The organism is Paeniglutamicibacter psychrophenolicus (assembly GCF_030812255.1).
GTDB lineage: Bacteria > Actinomycetota > Actinomycetes > Actinomycetales > Micrococcaceae > Paeniglutamicibacter > Paeniglutamicibacter psychrophenolicus_A.
Genome location: NZ_JAUSSH010000011.1, coordinates 1 through 16,942, shown reverse-complemented (window position 1 = coordinate 16,942; position 16,942 = coordinate 1). Strand labels below are relative to the sequence as shown.

General features: G+C 68.2%; 16 protein-coding genes. 7 read left to right on the top strand and 9 right to left on the bottom strand.

Going from position 1 to position 16,942, the window contains the following annotated elements:
* Positions 1–46 precede the first annotated feature (46 nt).
* The gene (locus tag J2T21_RS14450; RefSeq protein WP_307582164.1) at positions 47–1,510 is read left to right on the top strand and encodes an aldehyde dehydrogenase family protein; all 1,464 of its coding nucleotides are present in this window, start codon (positions 47–49) and stop codon (positions 1,508–1,510) included.
* A gap of 84 nt (positions 1,511–1,594) precedes the next feature.
* Here J2T21_RS14450 and pgm read toward each other — a convergent pair whose 3' ends face one another.
* The 3 genes from pgm to J2T21_RS14435 are packed head-to-tail and all read right to left on the bottom strand — an operon-like array spanning position 1,595 to position 4,811.
* Positions 1,595–3,232 (bottom strand): phosphoglucomutase (alpha-D-glucose-1,6-bisphosphate-dependent), encoded by a 1,638-nt coding sequence (gene pgm / locus J2T21_RS14445; RefSeq protein ID WP_307582162.1) that lies wholly within the window; start codon positions 3,230–3,232, stop codon positions 1,595–1,597.
* A 60-nt stretch (positions 3,233–3,292) separates the two neighbouring features.
* On the bottom strand, positions 3,293–3,613 hold the full coding sequence (locus J2T21_RS14440; RefSeq protein ID WP_307582160.1) for a protealysin inhibitor emfourin: 321 nt from the start codon (positions 3,611–3,613) through the stop codon (positions 3,293–3,295).
* Positions 3,606–4,811 carry a M4 family metallopeptidase gene (locus J2T21_RS14435; protein WP_307582158.1) on the bottom strand — a complete coding sequence of 402 codons (1,206 nt, stop codon included), beginning with the start codon at positions 4,809–4,811 and terminating at the stop codon, positions 3,606–3,608. The genes J2T21_RS14440 and J2T21_RS14435 overlap by 8 nt, the downstream gene beginning before the upstream one ends.
* A gap of 670 nt (positions 4,812–5,481) precedes the next feature.
* On the opposite strand from J2T21_RS14435, the gene J2T21_RS14430 reads away from it, so the two are divergent.
* On the top strand, positions 5,482–6,006 hold the full coding sequence (locus tag J2T21_RS14430) for a DUF4190 domain-containing protein (protein ID WP_307582155.1): 525 nt from the start codon (positions 5,482–5,484) through the stop codon (positions 6,004–6,006).
* Positions 6,007–6,104: 98 nt separating this feature from the next.
* Here the strand turns inward: J2T21_RS14430 and J2T21_RS14425 are convergent, their stop codons facing one another.
* Positions 6,105–7,562, bottom strand: coding sequence for a peptide MFS transporter (locus J2T21_RS14425; protein WP_307582153.1), 1,458 nt, complete (start codon positions 7,560–7,562; stop codon positions 6,105–6,107).
* 52 nt (positions 7,563–7,614) lie between these two features.
* The gene (locus J2T21_RS14420; RefSeq protein WP_307582152.1) at positions 7,615–8,997 is read right to left on the bottom strand and encodes an amidase; all 1,383 of its coding nucleotides are present in this window, start codon (positions 8,995–8,997) and stop codon (positions 7,615–7,617) included.
* A 249-nt stretch (positions 8,998–9,246) separates the two neighbouring features.
* On the opposite strand from J2T21_RS14420, the gene J2T21_RS14415 reads away from it, so the two are divergent.
* Both J2T21_RS14415 and pheA read left to right on the top strand, forming a co-directional pair.
* Positions 9,247–9,573, top strand: coding sequence for a rhodanese-like domain-containing protein (locus J2T21_RS14415; RefSeq protein WP_307582151.1), 327 nt, complete (start codon positions 9,247–9,249; stop codon positions 9,571–9,573).
* A complete protein-coding gene (gene pheA / locus J2T21_RS14410) occupies positions 9,570–10,499 on the top strand; it encodes a prephenate dehydratase (RefSeq protein WP_307582150.1) in 930 nt (309 codons plus the stop codon). The genes J2T21_RS14415 and pheA overlap by 4 nt, the downstream gene beginning before the upstream one ends.
* 49 nt (positions 10,500–10,548) lie before the next feature.
* Here the strand turns inward: pheA and J2T21_RS14405 are convergent, their stop codons facing one another.
* Positions 10,549–11,592, bottom strand: coding sequence for a diacylglycerol/lipid kinase family protein (locus tag J2T21_RS14405; protein WP_307582149.1), 1,044 nt, complete (start codon positions 11,590–11,592; stop codon positions 10,549–10,551).
* Between the two features lie 38 nt (positions 11,593–11,630).
* On the opposite strand from J2T21_RS14405, the gene serS reads away from it, so the two are divergent.
* The 3 genes from serS (at position 11,631) to J2T21_RS14390 (ending at position 14,791) form a co-directional block, all read left to right on the top strand.
* Entirely contained in the window at positions 11,631–12,917 is a 1,287-nt protein-coding gene (gene serS, locus J2T21_RS14400; protein ID WP_307582147.1) for a serine--tRNA ligase, read from the top strand.
* A gap of 186 nt (positions 12,918–13,103) precedes the next feature.
* Positions 13,104–13,958, top strand: coding sequence for an HAD family hydrolase (locus J2T21_RS14395; protein WP_307582146.1), 855 nt, complete (start codon positions 13,104–13,106; stop codon positions 13,956–13,958).
* A 401-nt stretch (positions 13,959–14,359) separates the two neighbouring features.
* The gene (locus J2T21_RS14390) at positions 14,360–14,791 is read left to right on the top strand and encodes a hypothetical protein (protein WP_307582144.1); all 432 of its coding nucleotides are present in this window, start codon (positions 14,360–14,362) and stop codon (positions 14,789–14,791) included.
* Positions 14,792–14,815: 24 nt separating this feature from the next.
* Here the strand turns inward: J2T21_RS14390 and J2T21_RS14385 are convergent, their stop codons facing one another.
* The 3 genes from J2T21_RS14385 to yczE all read right to left on the bottom strand — a co-directional run bounded on the left by J2T21_RS14385 (position 14,816) and on the right by yczE (position 16,741).
* The gene (locus J2T21_RS14385) at positions 14,816–15,232 is read right to left on the bottom strand and encodes a DUF1761 domain-containing protein (RefSeq protein WP_071216261.1); all 417 of its coding nucleotides are present in this window, start codon (positions 15,230–15,232) and stop codon (positions 14,816–14,818) included.
* Between the two features lie 122 nt (positions 15,233–15,354).
* Positions 15,355–15,969 (bottom strand): hypothetical protein, encoded by a 615-nt coding sequence (locus J2T21_RS14380; RefSeq protein WP_307582142.1) that lies wholly within the window; start codon positions 15,967–15,969, stop codon positions 15,355–15,357.
* Between the two features lie 88 nt (positions 15,970–16,057).
* Positions 16,058–16,741, bottom strand: a complete 684-nt coding sequence (yczE, locus tag J2T21_RS14375) for a membrane protein YczE (RefSeq protein WP_307582139.1) — start codon at positions 16,739–16,741, stop codon at positions 16,058–16,060.
* Positions 16,742–16,942 lie beyond the last annotated feature (201 nt).

Sequence of the window (16,942 nt, the reverse complement as noted above, 5' to 3'; positions counted from 1 at the left end):
TCGCGGCCTGTCGCGGCCCAGGCGCACGCCGTATACGCTCTAGGTCATGGGCATCACCGAAAATCCGCATCCTTCCACCGCGCCGCGCGAGTCGCGCGCGCTGAGCGAGCTCGAGCTCCCGCCGGTGGTGCCCGAATCAGCGGAAAACATCGTGGAGATCGTCGCCTCGATGCACGACGTGGTCGCCACCCGGCTGGCCCACCCGCGGCGCTTCCGCGCCTCCCAGCTCAAGGCCCTGGAGCGGATGCTGGAGGCGCACGAACAGGACTTCGTCGACGCGCTGGCCGACGACCTGGGCAAGAGCGGGGTCGAGGCGAAGATGACCGAGATCGACATGGTGCGCGCCGAGATCGACCATGCGCAGCTGCACCTCTCCGAATGGATGGAGTCCAAGGCGGTCAAGATCCCGCTCGCGCTGCACCCGGCGGCAGCCAAGATCGAACCGCAGCCACTGGGCGTGGTGCTGGTCATCGGCGCCTGGAACTACCCGCTGCAATTGATCCTCGCCCCGCTGGTCGCCTCCATTGCCGCCGGAAACGTCACGGTGCTCAAGCCCTCGGAGCTGGCCCCGGCCACCAGCGCGCTGCTCGGGCGGCTCGTCCCGCAATTCATGGACCGGCGGGCATGCGCCGTGGTCCAGGGCGGCGCGTCGACCTCCAAGGTCCTGCTGGAACAACACTTCGACCACATCTTCTACACCGGCGGGGAACGCGTGGGGAAGATTGTGGCCCGCGCGGCGGCCGAGCACCTGACCCCGGTGACCCTGGAGCTCGGCGGCAAGTCCCCGGCCGTGGTCATGGACGGGTCCTCGGCGGCGGTCGCCCGCCGGCTGGCGTTCGGGAAGTTCATGAATGCCGGGCAGACCTGCGTGGCGCCGGACTACGTGCTGGCGGTGGGGGACGCGGCGCGGAACCTGCAAAAGCAGCTGTCAAAGGCCATCACGGCGTTCTACGGGAAGAACCCGCTGGCCAGCCGCGACTACGGGCGGATCGTGAACACGGCGCACTTCCAGCGCCTGGTGTCCATGCTGGGCGACGGGGACGTGGTCGTCGGAGGCGGGTACGACGAGGACACGCTGCAGATCGAACCGACGGTGATCACCAACGTGCACCCGGACTCGGCCCTGCTGCGCGAGGAGATCTTCGGTCCGATCCTGCCGGTCATCGCGGTGGACAGCTTCGATGCCGCAGTGCGCTTCATCAACGCCCGGCCCACCCCGCTGGTCGCCTACCTGTTTTCCGAGAACCCGCGGCTGCAGTCGTCCTTCGGGGACCAGGTGCGCGCCGGGGCCATCGTGCACAACGCGCCGGGCCTGCACCTGGCCGTCCCCTCGCTTCCGTTCGGGGGCGTGGGAGCCTCCGGCATGGGTGCCTACCACGGACGGCATGGGTTCGAGCGGCTCTCGCAGATGCGCGCGGTGATGGGCAAGACCACGGTGGTGGACACGCTCAAGGCCGTCTACCCGCCGTACACCTGGGCCAAGTCAAAGATCATCAAACGCATGATGTAGACATGCCCGCGATCGCATACCCATAGGTGGTTGGCTGTTCCGGGACGGGTGCGGTGTGGCCGCGCCCGCCCCGCAGTGCCTGCCTCAGCCCAGGACGGTGTCGACGATGGTCCTGGCCTCGTCCTGCACCCGGGCCAGGTGCCCGTCGCCCAGGAACGACTCGGCGTAGATCTTGTACTTGTCCTCGGTGCCCGAGGGGCGCGCGGCGAACCAGGCGTTTTGGGTGGTGACCTTCAGCCCGCCGATCCTTGCCCCGTTGCCCGGCGCTGTGGTCAGCCGCGCGGTGATCTTTTCCCCGGCCAGCGAATCGGCGGTGACGTCGGTGGCGGACAGGTTCGCCAGGCGGGCCTTCTGGTCCCGGTCCGCGACGGCGTCCAGGCGCGCATAGCTGGGGGCACCGTGCTCGGCGGCCAGCGCCGCATAGTGCTTCGACGGGGAGGAGCCGGTGACCGCGGTGATCTCGCTGGCCAGCAGCGCCAGCAGGATCCCGTCCTTGTCGGTGGTCCAGGTGCGCCCGTCGCGGCGCAGGAACGAGGCGCCGGCCGATTCCTCGCCGCCGAAGGCGCCGGTGCCGTCCAGCAGGCCAGGCACGAACCACTTGAAGCCCACCGGAACCTCCACCAGGGTGCGCCCAAGCTTCGCGGCCACCCTGTCGATCATCGAGGAGGACACCAGGGTCTTGCCGATCCCGGCGTCCGTGGACCAGCCGGTGCGGTGGGTGTAGAGGTATTCGATGGCCACGGCCAGGAAGTGGTTGGGGTTCATCAGCCCGGCATCCGGGGTGACGATGCCATGGCGGTCGGCGTCCGCGTCGTTGCCCGTGGACACGTCATAGGCATCGCGCGCGGCGACCAGCGAGGCCATCGCGTGGGCCGAGGAGCAATCCATGCGGATCTTCCCGTCGGTGTCCAGCGTCATGAACGCAAAGCGCGGGTCCACCCCGGAGTTCACCACGGTCAAATCCAGCTTGTGCCGCTCGGCGATCGCGCCCCAGTAGTCCACCGCGGCACCGCCCATCGGGTCCGCGCCGATGCGCAGCCCCGAGGCGCGGATCGCGTCGAGGTCCAGCACCGAGGGCAGGTCGTCGACGTAGGCGGCGAGGAAGTCGAAGGAACCGATCCTGCCGCCCAGGCGCGCGGCGCCCAGCGAGGTGCGCCTGACACCGTCCAGCTTGGCCTCCAGCAGCTCGTTGGCGCGGTTTGCGATCCAGGAGGTGGCGTCGGTGTCGGCCGGTCCGCCGTGCGGAGGATTGTACTTCAGCCCGCCGTCGGCCGGCGGGTTGTGCGAGGGGGTGATGATGATGCCGTCGGCCCGCGGGGCGGAGGGATCGGCATTGTGCGCCAGGATGGCGTGGCTCAGGGCCGGGGTGGGGGTCCAGCCGGTGCGGGCGTCGGCCAGGATCGACACGTCGTTGCCGGCCAGCACCTCCAGCACCGTGTCCTGTGCGGGGTCCGAGAGCGCGTGGGTGTCCTTGCCGACAAACAGCGGGCCGGTGATGCCCGCGGCGCGCCGGTATTCGACGATTCCCTGGGTGATGGCGGCGATGTGGTCCTCGTTGAAGGAGCCGTTCATCGAGGTGCCGCGGTGTCCGGAGGTGCCGAAGGCCACGCGCTGGGCGGGGTCGGACGGATCCGGGTGGATGTCGAAGTACGCGTCGCGCACCGCTGAAAGGTCGATCAGGTCTTGGGGCAGTGCCGGGGTCCCGGCGCGAGGATGGGCCATGGCACCAGTTTCTCATTGATTGCCCCGCGGTGCCCCGCCCGGTCGTTGGGTGCCGGGGAATCAGGGGCGGCGCGGGAGCGCAATGACGTGTTCGGCCAGGGTCCGGGCCGGGCCGGTGAGCAGGGTGTCGGGCACCAAATGTTCTTCCCCGTCGATGCTCAGCGACCAGGTGAACGCATCGCGCACCGGGGACGGTGCCTTGGCCTGCTCCAGCGCCCGCAGCCCATCCAGGGCGTCGCGGGCCATGCGGATCCAGGAGTCCTCCTTTTCGTTTCCGGGGTCCTGCGCGTGGAGTTCCAGGATCCCGGTGCGGGAAATCCCGGCGACCCCGCCGGAGCGGGCCACGCGGATGACCAGCACTTCGTCGCGGTTCTCAGCCATGGACGGCCTCCCGGACGACGGGTTCGACCCCGACGGCGTCCCAGGCTTCGGCCAGGGCCCGCTCGACGGAGGATCCGGCTCCGTGGTCGCGGCGGGCCTGGAGCAGGGTCTGTTCGGCGAAGGTGCCGAAGTCCGCGTCCCGCGGCAGGGAACGGGTCGCAATCACGTTGAACCACAGCGATCCGGCGGTTTCCCAGGCGTAGCCGCCCAGCGCGGTGGCGAAGAGGTGGAACGCGTGGTTGGGGATGCCGGAGTTCAGGTGCACCCCGCCGTTGTCCTCGGCCGTGTCCACGTAGCCGGCCATGGTTGCCGGTTGCGGGTCCTTGCCCAGGATCGGGTCGTCGTAGGCGGTGCCCGGGGCGGCCATGGAACGCAGCGCCACACCCTGGACGGCGTCGGTGAACAGGCCGGTGCCGATCAGCCAGCTGGCCGACGCCGCGTCGTCGCCGGCCACGAACTGCTCCACCAGGGCGCCGAAGACATCGGCGATCGACTCGTTCAGCGCGCCGGACTGGCCCCGGTAGTCCAGGTTGGTGGTGTATTGCAGCAGCCCGTGCCCCAGTTCGTGCGCGATTACCGACAGCGAGGAGGTGAAGGAGTTGAAGACCTCCCCGTCCCCGTCGCCCATGACCATTTGGGTGCCGTCCCAGAACGCGTTGTCGTAGTGCTGCCCGTAGTGCACGGTGCCGCGCAGCACCAGCCCGGCGCCGTCGAGGCTGGAGCGCTTGAACATGTCCGCGAGGAACCCGTAGACCTCGCCCAGTCCGTCGTGGGCACGGTTTGCGTCCGGATCCTGCCCCGGATCGTGGCCCTCGGTGCGCGCGGCGGTTCCGGGGGTGGTCTCGGCTCCCCGGGCGTCGGAAATGACCCGCACCAGGCGTCCGGCTGGGTCCAGCAGGCGGGCGATGTCGGTGTGCGTGGTGGCCCGCTCGTGCAGCAGGGCCTGGTCAAGCAGCAGCGTCCGGCGTGCGCGGGTGGCGATGCGGCGGCGGGTTTCGCGGCCCGGGCCCGCAGGTTCGCCGTGTGCGCCCGGAAGCTCCCGGTCGCCTTCGGCCGGCGGGAGCGCGATGACGTCGCGCATCGCCGCCGGGGCTTCCCACGCCCCGTCGCAGGCGGCCATCGACACCAGCAGGTACGGTGGCACCGCGTGGTGCCGGGGGTGGGGTTTTGCGGCTGGAGGCTGGGTTTCCTTGTCCATGGTGCCAACTCTCCCACCGGATCCTGAGCAGCCGTTGTGAGCGCGCTGTGGCCGGGCGCGAACGCCAAGCTTGGGGCGGGCCGGTGCCGCGTCGAAGGATCCGCGCTGGTCGCCGAACCCGCACGCGGCACCTCCCCGCAACCCCTGCGGGCAGATGCCGTTGGATGCGCCACCGGTTGGCGGGGGGGCCGGACGGCCGCGGGTACGGTTTCGCCGGCCAGGGCAACCGGCCGGGACAGCACGAGGCATGGAGCCGGGCCCGGCCGTCGCGGGGCGGGCAGCTGCCCGGTCACCCCCGTCCGGGAGGCCAGCCGGAGCCGGAAGCTTGCCGTGGTTTCCCTGGAGGCGGCCGTGATTGGATTCCTCCCCTTGGCATATTGCCCATTGCCCGGGTCGCGGCGATCGCCTGCGGGCACCTGCCCTTGCGGCGCGAGCCGCATGCCCGCCCCCTTGCCGTGTTCGGGCTGGTCGTCGGCCACATGATCACCGGAGGCGTCCCCGGGCTCGATGGCTGCGCCCGCGGTGCCTGGCCCCAGCGGGCTTCGTGCGGGTCCCGAACAGGGGGTGGGCGTGGTCAGTGATCGCCGCTAGGCTGGGGAGCCAGAAGCCGCGCCTGGCTGCAGGAACCTCCATTCAGTGCGGGGCGGGTCGCTGGAGGGGGAAGGAACCCATGGCCAAGGACGAAGACGGCAGGCACGAGCCCGCGGCGGAGCCGTCGTTTGACGATCCGAACGACCCGCGCTGGTCGCAGAACCCGCACGCGGCACCGCCGCGCAACCCGTACCTGGACATGCCCTTGGACGCGCCACCGGTTGCCGGGGCCCCGAACGGCCGCGGGTACGGATTCGCCGGGCAGCACGCCGGCCAACGGGCGGGCGCCCAGCCCGGCCACCCGCAGCAGTACCCAACACGGGGCTACCCCCAACCCGGATACCCGATGCCGGTCCAGCAGCCGGCGGGCGCGTTGGCGATCGTGTCACTGGTGACGGGAATCATCGCGGTGCTCACCGGCGGGATGCTGGTTCTTCCCCAGATTGCGGCGGTCATCTGCGGCCACCTGGCGTTGAAGCGGGAACCGCACATGCGTGGAATCGCCATTGCCGGGCTGGTGACCGGTTACCTGATGCTGGGGTTCATCGTGCTGGGGGCGCTCTTCCTCATCACCGTATTTTCCGCCTCGATGGGTTCCTGGTAGCGCGAACCCCTTCGGGGAAACGTGAAAACAGCGGCCGCACCCGGGCTTGGATGCCGGGTGCGGCCGCTGTTTTCCTGCGGGAAGTGCTCGGGAAGGTCCTAGCGGACCTCGCCCATCAGCTTCTTCAGGGCCGGTGCGGACAACAGCAGGGCAATGCCCAGCACGATCGCGGTGCCGCCGAGGGCCAGGAAGTAGGTGATCTCGTTGCCTTCGGTGTAGAAGCCGGCCAGGATTCCGGCCAGCGTGGTGCCCAGGGACACCGAGAGGAAGAACAGCGCGATCATCTGCGTGCCGAAGGCGGCCGGGGCCAGCTTCGTGGTCACCGACTGGCCGATGGGGCTCAGCAGCAGCTCGGCCAGGGTGCACAGCAGCAGGATCCCGACCAGGGCCAGCAGCGGGGTCTTCTCCAGCGATTCCAGCGGGATGAAGACCAGGAACGCGATGCCGACGATCATCAGCGAGGCGGAGAACTTCGCCACGGTGCCCGGCTGGCGGGTGCCGAGCTTGGTCCACAGGGTGGCGAAGACGCCGGCGAGCACGATGATGAACACCGGGTTGATCGACTGGACCCAGGAGGCTGGCATTTCCCAGCCGAAGATGCTGCGGTCCAGGCGTTCCTCCGAGTACACGGCGATGAACGTGAACTGCTGCTGGAACAGGGCCCAGAACGCGGCCGAGGCGATGTACAGCGGGATGAAGGCCAGCACGTGCTTGCGCTCCACGGTGGTGACGCGCTTGGAGCGCAGCATCAGGGTGAAGTAGATGATGGAGGCCGCGATGACGGCCAGCGCGATGGCGTTGGCCAGCGTTGCCGGGGTGACGATCTTCAGCGCGAAGAGCGCCACGACCACGACGATGAAGGCCACCAGGTACAGCGCATACTTCTTGCGCGCGCCGGCCGGCAGCGGATTGGCCACCACGTGGACGGCCGCCGGAAGGTCCTTGCGGCCCATCATGTAGATGCCCACGCCAACGGCCATGCCCACGGCGGCGGCGGCGAAGCCGATGTGGAAGCCCCAGCGCTGGTGCAGGAAGCCGGTGAGCAGCGGGCCGAGCAGGCCGCCGATGTTCACGCCCATGTAGAAGATCGAGAATCCTGCATCGCGGCGGGTGTCTTCCCTGGAGTACAGGGAACCGACCAGGGCCGTGGCGTTGGCCTTGAGCCCGCCGGAGCCCACGGCAACCAGGACCAGGCCGATGGCCAGTCCCAAGGCACCGGGCAGCGCGGCCAGGGCGATGTGGCCGGCCATGATGATGAACGCCGAGGACAGCAGGACCTTTTCGGAACCGAGCAGGCGGTCCGCGAGCCAGGCGCCGAGGATGGTGCTCAGGTAGACGGCGCCGCCGTAGGCACCGACCAGCGAGAGCGCGAGGTCCTTGGACAGGCCAAGGCCTCCGTCGACGACGGAGAAGTACATGTAGTACGCCAGGATCGCTTGCATCCCGTAGAAGGAGAAGCGTTCCCACATCTCGATGCTGAACAGGTTCGAGAGCGTTTTGGGGTGGCCGAAGAATCCGGTCGAGGATCGGTCCTTCAGCGGGGTGGATATAGACATGCATTCAATTTTTCGCCCGTGACGTGCGCCATGCCTACTTTGTAGACCAATCTCACATTCTGGTCAGTTGGGCTGCCAGTGCCAGCAGCATGGCCTCGGAGCCCGCCCGACCGATCATTTGCACGCCCATCGACAACCCCGCGGCGGTGGTGAACGTCGGAACGGTGATGGCCGGAAGCCCGGAGACATTCACCATCGAGGTGTAGGGCGTGTACTGGCACTGGCGCATGTAGTCGGTGTCGGCGTCCTGCGAGGTGTAGAAGCCGATTTCCGGGGGAGCGAACGCCATCGCCGGGGTGAGCACCACGTCGTAGCGGCCCCACTGGGTGCGGAAGTCCGCGGCGATTTCCGTCAGCCGGGCGGCGGCCTCCACGCTGGCCCGGTGCTCGCGCGCGGTGGCGCGTTCGCGGAAGGACCGGGCCAGGGTCCCCAGCTTCGCCTCGCTGCCCGGCGGGATCGGCGCGGCAGCGAGCCCGCTGGTCCACACCGTGGCAAAGGTTTCGGGGTAGGCGCCGTCGTAGAAGATTTCCGCCTCCTCGAGGTGGTGGCCCCGGGCGCGCAGGAACTTGATGCCCGCATCCAGCGCCCCATGGGCGTCGGATGAGAGCTTGATCGCATACGCCGAGGAGAAGGGGCTGGCGGTGCTGACCCCGACGCGCAGCCCGCGCAGCGCATCCACGGCTCCCTCGCCCAGCGACTCCAGATAGGTGTCCCTTTCGGGGTCGACCATCGCGTCCATGAGCAGGGCCGCGTCCAGCGCGGTGCGCGCCAGCGGCCCGGAAACCGTGAGCCGCGGTGCGCCGAAGGTGTCGACGGTGCCATCGAGGATGTCGCTGGGGATGGTTCCGAGTCCGGGCTTGAGCCCGATCAGCCCGCAGGCCGAGGCCGGGATGCGCACCGAGCCGCCGCCGTCGTTGCCGGGGCCGAAGGGCAGCATGCCGGCGGCCACGGCCGCGGCCTCCCCGCCGCTGGAACCCCCGGCGGAGCGGGTCGGGTCCAACGGGTTGCGGGCGGGCGGGGCCACGTCGTTTTCCGAGTGGCAACTCAGCCCGAACTCCGGCACTTGGGTCTTGCCCAGCGAGATTGCGCCGGCCCGCGACAACGTCGCCACCAGCGGGGAATCCTTCTGCGCGATGACAGGTTCAAAGACCGCGGTCCCGTAGCCGGTGGCCACCCCGGCCACATCGAGCAGGTCCTTGTAGGCCAGCGGCATGCCGTGGAGCATGCCCGGGGCGTGCCCGGCGGCAAGGGCGGAGTCGGCCCGCGCTGCGGCGTCCAGGGCCCGCTCGGCGGTGACGGTGACGAAGGATCCCAGGGCGGGGTTGAGCGCCTCGATGCGTTCCAGGAAGTGCGCGGCGGCCTCGCGGGCCCCCACTTCCCCGCGCCGCAGCGCATTGCGAAGTTCCAGCGCTGTCAGCTCGGATATCTCGGTCATCATGGACTCCTTTGCAAGCATGTGGCCATCGGTGGCGCCCGCCACTGGGCATTGCCAGTGGGGGGGGAAGCGGGCTTGGGCCTGACTTGAGACTAGTACGGGTTCGGTGTTGCGGTCCCGTTGTGCCCGTTTGCCCCGGTGAAACGTCCCGCCCGGGGGCGCAACATCCGCTTCACCGAGGCGGTGGCCGAACACCCCCGGGCGCTAGGCTGGATGCCAACAGGGAATCCGGCGAGCCAAAGGAGAGCCATGAGTGATTTTGAAACGGTTTCGGTAGACCAGGTGCCTGCCGGCGCACTGATCCTGGATGTTCGCGAAGAGTACGAATGGTCCGAGGGGCACGCCGCCGGGGCCATCCACATTCCGCTGGGCGAGCTTCCGGTCCGCTACGAGGAACTCGACCCGGACGAAGACACCTACATCATTTGCCGCACCGGCGGACGCTCGGCGCAGGCCGCCGCGTGGCTGGTCTCGCTGGGCTACACCGCGTTCAACATCGCGGGCGGGTCCGGGGCCTGGCTGGAAGCCGGGTTGGCACTCAAGAGCGAAAACGGCCAGGAGCCCAACGTCCGATGATCTATACCTATTTGGGTCCCGCGGGGACCTTCACCGAGGCCGCCCTGCTGCAGGTTCCCGACGCGAGGGATTCCAAGCGCATCCCGGCAGCGAACGTGAATGCCGCCCTGGAGATGGTCCGTACCGGGGAAGCCGAAGCGGCGATGGTCCCGATCGAGAATTCGGTCGAGGGCGGGGTCACCACCACGCTCGATGCCATCGCCACCGGCGAGGCCCTGCAAATCATGCGCGAGGCCCTGGTGACCATCACCTTTGTGCTGGCCGTGCGCCAGAACATCGATTCCATCGAGCAGATCCGCTCCGTGTCCACCCACGGGCACGCCTGGGCGCAATGCCGCAATTGGGCCGAATCAAACATTCCGCAAGCGGAATTCGTCCCGGCATCCTCGACCGCCGCCGGCGCCCTGGGGTTGCTGGACGACGAGACCACCCACGACGCGGCGATCTGCTCGCCGCTGGTCGCCGAGGAACGCGGGCTGAAGATCCTGCGCACCGGCATCGAGGACAACGCCGGCGCCGTCACCCGTTTCGTGCTGGTGGCCCGCCCGGGCCCGATCCCGGCACCGACCGGCGTGGACAAGAGCACCGTCATCCTGCCGCTGGCAGAGGACCGCCCGGGCGCCCTGATGGACATCCTGGAACAGTTCGTGGTGCGCGGGGTGAACCTCAGCCGCATCGAGTCGCGTCCCACCGGCGAGGGAATGGGAAAGTACTTCTTCTCCGTGGACGTCGACGGGCACCTGGCCCAGCAGCGCGTGGCGGACGCACTGACCGGCCTGCACCGGGTCTGTCCCGACCTGCGCTTCCTGGGGTCCTACCCGGCGGCCCAGGGCCTGTCCTCTTCCGTGGATGCGCACAACTCCGACGACGCGTTCTCCAAGGCGCAGCAGTGGGTTTCCGGGCTCAAGTCGCGCCTGGCAAAATAGCGGCGGGAACCGGGCCGGGCACCGCCGCGAGACCAGATCTCCGGCGGTGTCAGGCCAGCCGGATCTTCAGCGACGCGGGCTTCACCGAAACGCTCAATCCGTTCACGAGCCCGGTGCCGTCACCGTCGATCTGCGTGTTCATGGGTTCGTGGCACCTCAACTGCAAAGAGGCACTGGGGTAGAAGCCCATCACCGGGATGGCTCCGCGTGCCCTGAAGGCCGTCTTGAGGAAGATCCAGCCCCAGCCGGCGGCGCTGCGCGGGCTGAGCACCACCACGTCCAGCACGCCGTCGTCGATCTTGGCCTCCGGAACCAGGTCCAGGCCCTGCAGCTTCCCGCAGTTGGCGAAGAGCACCGAGCGCACGCTACGGGTCTGTTCACTTCCGCCGTCCAGCGCGATCGAGATCTTCTTGCGCTTGCCCGGCAGGTGCCGGAAACCGGCCTCCGAGTACGCCAGCCAGCCGACTTTGGCCTTGAGCTCCTCGTTGGTGTCGTCCATGACGTCGGCATCCGTGCCGATCCCGGCGATCACCAGGAACGCGTGTTCGCTGCTGCTCCCGTCAACGTGGTTCAGGGTGACAGAGCCGGTGTCGATGGTGCGCACCGGGCCGCGGACGGCACCGAAGGCGGCGGTGCCGACGTCCTCGAGGGGCACCTCGACATTGCGGGCCAGCAGGTTCCCGGTGCCCAGCGGGATCAGCCCGAGGGTTGCCTCGGTGTCCCGCAGGACCTCCGCCACGGCGCGGACCGTTCCGTCCCCGCCCGCGGCGATGACCACATCGCATCCGGCCTCCAGCGCCTGGCGTGCGGCCCCCTGGCCCGGATCCTCCACGGTGGACTCCAGCACCAACGGTTCCACCAGGCCCGCCTCGGCACACACGTGCTGAACGGCGGAAATTGCTTCATCGGTGCCTGACTTGGAAGGATTCACCACCAGCGCGACCTTGCGCGCGGAGGTGGCGACACCAACGACGGGCGCCAGGGAGGCCGGCCGGTTGCGGTCAACAAGCCGGCGCACGGAGAGCCAGCTAATCGTTGCGGCCGTGCCCGCGGCACCGGCGCTGATCAGGGCAAAGAGTCGATTGCGTTGCATAGTCTCCCCAGACTAACGGGCATTGCTAGGCTTAGGGCGTGATCGACGTAAAACTACTCAGTGAAAATCCAGATACCTTCCGCGCTTCGCAGCGCGCCCGCGGGGCGGATGAGTCCCTGATTGATGCGATTTTGGCCGCCGATTCGGCGCGCCGCGAGTCGATTGCATCCTTTGAGGCGCTGCGTGCCCAACAGAATGCCTTCAGCAAGAGGGTCGGAGCGGCCAAGGGCGAGGAAAAGCAAGCCCTGCTCGCCGAGGTCAAGGAGCTCTCGCAGAACGTGAAGGCCGCCCAGGCGGCCTCCGACGAGGCAGCCGCGGCCTACAGCGCGCTGCAGCGCTCCATCCCCAACCTGATCATGGATGGCGTGCCATCCGGCGGCGAGGACGACTTCACCGTCGTCAAGCACGTGGGCACCCCGCGTGATTTCGCCGCCGAGGGCTTCGAACCGCGCGACCACCTCGAGCTCGGCGAATTGCTCGGTGCGATCGACATGGAACGCGGCGCCAAGGTTTCGGGCTCGCGCTTCTACTTCCTCAAGGGCGTCGGCGCACGCCTGGAAATCGCGCTCATGAACATGGCCCTGGACCTGGCCCTGCAAAAAGACTTCATCCCGATGATCACCCCGACCCTGGTCCGCCCCGAGACCATGCAGGGCACCGGTTTCGACGTCGAGCACGATGACGAGATCTACAAGCTCGAGCGCGACGACCTGTACCTGGTGGGCACCTCCGAGGTGGCCCTGGCCGGTTACCACGCCAACGAGATCCTTGACCTGTCGGCCGGACCGACCCGCTACGCCGGCTGGTCCTCCTGCTACCGCCGCGAGGCCGGTTCCGCGGGCAAGGACACCCGCGGCATCATCCGCGTGCACCAGTTCAACAAGCTCGAGATGTTCGTCTACTGCTCCCCGGAGGAATCCGAGGCCGAACACGCCAAGCTCCTGGCCCTGGAAGAGGAAATGCTCGCCAAGGTCGAGCTGCCCTACCGCGTCATCGACACCGCGGCCGGGGACCTGGGCATGAGCGCGGCGCGCAAGTTCGACTGCGAGGCCTGGGTCCCGACCCAGGACGCGTACCGCGAGCTGACTTCCACCTCCAACTGCACCACCTTCCAGGCCCGCCGCCTGAACATCCGCGAACGCGAAACCGGCGCCGATGGCAAGCCGGGCAAGACCCGCTCGGTGGCAACGCTCAACGGCACCCTGGCGACCACCCGCTGGATCGTCGCGATCCTGGAGCACCACCAGAACGCCGACGGCACCGTGAACGTGCCGGTTGCGCTGCGCCCGTACCTGGGTGGCCTGGAAGTGCTTCCCCTCCTGTAGGAAACCGCGCCACGTGCGCCGGAGGAACCCGAAGGGGGATGCGGCCGATGCCGCATCCCCCTTCGGCGTTTGGTGCGCGTTCCCGCCCCGGAGACACCGCGGGTTCGGGAGAGGTTCACCCATCGTTCAGGACACATTGTGGGTTGGCTCATGTCGGGAACCGGAATTTGATGCTTCACTGGATGAATGACAGTTATGACAAGAACCGGCATCGAAGACCGGTCAGAAGCAACCGAAACCTACATGATCTGCCTTGACGTCGACGGCACCCTGGTCAACCACGACGGAAAAATGAGCCAAGCGGTCAAGGACGCGGCGCGCGCCATCGTCGCGGCGGGCCACGAGGTCGTTATTTCCACCGGCCGTTCGCTCGGGGCGACCCTGCCGGTCATCCAGATGCTCGGCATCGAAAGCGGCTACGCGGTGTGCTGCAACGGCGGGGTGACCGCCCGCATCGATTTGTCCCTGGAGGACGGCTACGAGGTCGTCGAACGCAAGACCTTCGACCCGGCCCCCGCCCTGCGCGCGCTGGTCAAGGCGATGCCCACCGCCAAGTACGCGCTGGAAGACGATGCGGGGCGATTCCTTTCCACCGAACGCTTCCAGGATGCCAGCTTCGGCGTTGTCGCCACCCCGGTGTCGCTCGATGAGATGCTCGCGGCCACCGCGGTGCGCCTGGTGGTCTTCTCCACCGACTCGACCGCCGAGGAATTCGGCGAGGCAGTCGGCACCATGGGCCTGTCCGGTGTCACCTACTCCGTGGGGTGGACAGCCTGGCTGGACATCGCCGCCGAGGGCGTCACCAAGGCCAGCGGCCTTGAGGTGCTGCGCGAGAAGCACGGGTTCGACATCGGGGCAACCATTGCCGTGGGCGATGGCCGCAACGACATCGAGATGCTCGCCTGGGCCGGCCGCGGCGTGGCCATGGGCCAGGCCCCGGACGAGGTCAAGGCCGTGGCAGACGAGATTGCCGCGGATGTGGACGACGACGGGCTGGCCGCCGTCCTGCAGGAGATCCTGGGCGAGGCTCTCCGCGCCTGAGCACGCCCGGCCAACAGCTGCACCGACGGATCGTCGCCCACACCGGGGAGTCTTCCCCGCCTGCGAGCGGCGATTCGCCGCGTTAACGGCACCGCAGCTGCCGGAGCCGGCGGAACACGACCCGGATGCCCCGCCGATGGCACCAATGCAGTGGACGCGCCGGCCTCCTGCAGGAAATGCCAGGTTGCCGACCGCGAATCGCCAGGACCCCTTGGTGCAGGCGGAATTCTTTGGGGAAAGAAGCCGCAGATATTTTATCCAATCGGTGTTGTTGCCGAGCGGGTCCCGGGCATTGCGTTCGGCGGCCCGGCGCGCTTCTCGTGCGCTCGGGATGCCCGCCCGTCGCGCGGCACAAACGGCGCCGACCGCCCCGGACGATTCGACTGGCTATGCTTAAACCCATGAAACGCGCCGGAATCCTCGCCCTGTCCCTGCTCGGTGCCGCGGCACTGCTGGCCGGGTGCACCTCCCCGGACGTCATCTGCAACACCGGGGAGCCGAGCATCGAGGAAGCCATGGACCATCTGGTGGCCTCGACGCTGGCCGGGGACCAGGTCGAGGTCTGCCGGGTGACCACCACGGGCGGGACCGACACCGTCGGGGAGCAATTCGATCGCCTGTCGGCGCAGCTGAAGGACCTGGGGGTCGCGGCCGATTTCACGGTGACACCCGTTCCGGATTCGACCATGGGGCAGTGGTCCGAACTGACCCTGAGCACGCCCAGCCACCCGGAGGGGGAACGCTTCGACGTGTTCGAGCGCGGCGGGAAGTACACGATCGGGTGGCTCGAGTTCGAGCAGGACCCGCTGCCGTCCCCGTCCGCGACGAAGTAGCGTTGCCTTCCGGCTCTGCCGATCTCAGATGGCGAAGAGCCCGATCACCACACCCATCACCAGGAATGTCACCAGCTCGTGGAGGCAGTTCAACGCGGTGAGCCCCACGGGCCGGCCCTCGAAGGCATCGTGGGTGATGAAGCGTGCCGCGGTGAACCCGCCCCACAGGATCAGTGCGGTCAGCAACGCATTGGTGAGGTAGGATCCGCCATAGAAGTCAAAGGACAGGTACGTTGCGCCGGCCAGGACCCATGCGCTGATGAAGCTGACGACGAGGGTCACCAGGATCGGGACGACCGCGCTCTTGCCGCTGCCAGGGGTCACCTTGGCCACGCGCATCCAATAGTTGCCGAACACCTTCGGGGTATACCAGATGCTGCCGACCACCATGGTCGAAATCGTGGCCACAATTACGGCGATCCAATTAATTTCCGGAACCATCGTTTGCTCCTCCTGCGATCATGCGGGGCCGTGTCACCGGTCCCCGGAGTACGGGTCATCAATATCGCCGATACTACGGTCAGAACCACTGGTTGACTAGGAAACCGGGGATTCCTGGCGGACTAGGGACCGGCCGGGGCATCGGGGGATTCGCTCCAGTGCAGCAACCGGGCGGCCGCGGGCCGCGCAGCCCATTCCTCGACCCATGCCGAGCGGACCACGGCCTTGGAAACTGCTTGGGCGCTGATGCCCAGTTCGGCGGCGACATGTTTTTGCTGACCGCGAACCCCAGGGGTGAGCAGGTCGAGCACGGCCCATTCGGCCACGCTGCGGGTGCTGACAATCTGCCCGAGCAGGCGCAGCACCGCCTCGGCTTCGCCGGCGATGGTTGTATCGGGGCCCACGACACACAGCGGTATCCGCTCCCCGGTGTGTTCGGAGCGCTCCAAGGCCGTGTGCGCATAGCCCAGCGCGGCGCCCTGGAGGTATTGCACCTCGCGGGGCACCGGTTCGTACAGGCTGCCCACGCCGAGGCCGACCAGCCAGTGGTGGCTGCGCAGCGCCCTCAGCACCGCGTCAACCGCGTCCTCGGCTCGATCGGGGACCCCGACCAGCACCGCGGGGCCGGAGCGCTGGAACGGCGCAAGCGTCGGGACGTGCGACAGGGTGCGCAGCATTTCATCGCCGAGGTCGCCGTCGGCGCGTCGATCGCGTTGTTTCAGGGTTACGACATACACATTCCCAATTATGCAGCGAAATCCGGCCTTCGTCTGGATGAACGCGGGTTTCCAGGCGGCCCCGAGGTGGCCGCCTGCGGTTCCGGTGCTACGGGGAGGCCGTGGGGACTTCCGCGGCGGGCGCCTGCGTGCGGAGCTCGATGATGCAGAAGCGCAGGAAAAGCTGGGTGACCGGTCCGATGGCCACGGCGTACAGGACGGTTCCGAAACCGACGATGCCGCCCAGCAGCCAGCCAATGGCCAGCACAAAGACCTCGACGCCGGTGCGCGCCACGCGCAGGCTGATTCCGGTGCGCGCATGCAGCCCCGTCATCAATCCGTCGCGCGGGCCCGGGCCAAGCTGGCTGCCGATGTATAGCCCGCCGCCGAGTCCGTTCACCAGCAGTGCGCCGATGAACATGGCCAGCTGTGCGGGCAGGCCGTGGGCCTCGGGAATGATCGCCAACCCGATGTCGGCAGCAATGCCAATCCAGATGACATTGGCGATGGTGCCCAGGCCCGGCATCTGCCGCAAGGGGATCCAGAGCAGCAGCACGATGAACCCGAAGATGATCACCACGGTTCCCAGGCTGAGCCCGGTGTGCAGGGTGACGCCGTAGTGGAGCACGTCCCACGGGGCCAGCCCGAGCCCGGAACGGACGAATCCGGCCATCGCCACACCAAAGAAGGTGAGACCCACTAAGAGCTGGACCAAGCGCAGCGGAAGCCGTCCGGCCCTCAACTGCGCGAGCGGGGTCAGCTGGGCAAGTTCACGTGGGGCTGGCTTGGTCATGCATCCAGCATGTCGCACAACCTGCGGGTGGGAAAATTTCCCGTCATGATGTGGCCTGCGGCACCGAATCGAGGGCACGGGGCTGCCTTGCGGGGCGGCATTTTCCTAGAAGAGGGTGGTTTGGTTTTGCGGCCAGTAGGCGTTGCGGCGGGGGATCTGCTCGGGATCCAGGTGCCGGGGCAACAGGACGTGGGGGAGCCC

What these genes read in the sequence shown, in the direction of transcription:
- J2T21_RS14450 (WP_307582164.1), top strand. Translation starts at nt 47, where the DNA reads ATGGGCATCACCGAAAATCCGCATCCTTCCACCGCGCCGCGCGAGTCG.
- pgm (WP_307582162.1), bottom strand. Translation starts at nt 3,232, where the DNA reads ATGGCCCATCCTCGCGCCGGGACCCCGGCACTGCCCCAAGACCTGATC.
- J2T21_RS14440 (WP_307582160.1), bottom strand. Translation starts at nt 3,613, where the DNA reads ATGGCTGAGAACCGCGACGAAGTGCTGGTCATCCGCGTGGCCCGCTCC.
- J2T21_RS14435 (WP_307582158.1), bottom strand. Translation starts at nt 4,811, where the DNA reads ATGGACAAGGAAACCCAGCCTCCAGCCGCAAAACCCCACCCCCGGCAC.
- J2T21_RS14430 (WP_307582155.1), top strand. Translation starts at nt 5,482, where the DNA reads ATGGCCAAGGACGAAGACGGCAGGCACGAGCCCGCGGCGGAGCCGTCG.
- J2T21_RS14425 (WP_307582153.1), bottom strand. Translation starts at nt 7,562, where the DNA reads ATGTCTATATCCACCCCGCTGAAGGACCGATCCTCGACCGGATTCTTC.
- J2T21_RS14420 (WP_307582152.1), bottom strand. Translation starts at nt 8,997, where the DNA reads ATGACCGAGATATCCGAGCTGACAGCGCTGGAACTTCGCAATGCGCTG.
- J2T21_RS14415 (WP_307582151.1), top strand. Translation starts at nt 9,247, where the DNA reads ATGAGTGATTTTGAAACGGTTTCGGTAGACCAGGTGCCTGCCGGCGCA.
- pheA (WP_307582150.1), top strand. Translation starts at nt 9,570, where the DNA reads ATGATCTATACCTATTTGGGTCCCGCGGGGACCTTCACCGAGGCCGCC.
- J2T21_RS14405 (WP_307582149.1), bottom strand. Translation starts at nt 11,592, where the DNA reads ATGCAACGCAATCGACTCTTTGCCCTGATCAGCGCCGGTGCCGCGGGC.
- J2T21_RS14395 (WP_307582146.1), top strand. Translation starts at nt 13,104, where the DNA reads ATGACAGTTATGACAAGAACCGGCATCGAAGACCGGTCAGAAGCAACC.
- J2T21_RS14390 (WP_307582144.1), top strand. Translation starts at nt 14,360, where the DNA reads ATGAAACGCGCCGGAATCCTCGCCCTGTCCCTGCTCGGTGCCGCGGCA.
- J2T21_RS14385 (WP_071216261.1), bottom strand. Translation starts at nt 15,232, where the DNA reads ATGGTTCCGGAAATTAATTGGATCGCCGTAATTGTGGCCACGATTTCG.
- yczE (WP_307582139.1), bottom strand. Translation starts at nt 16,741, where the DNA reads ATGACCAAGCCAGCCCCACGTGAACTTGCCCAGCTGACCCCGCTCGCG.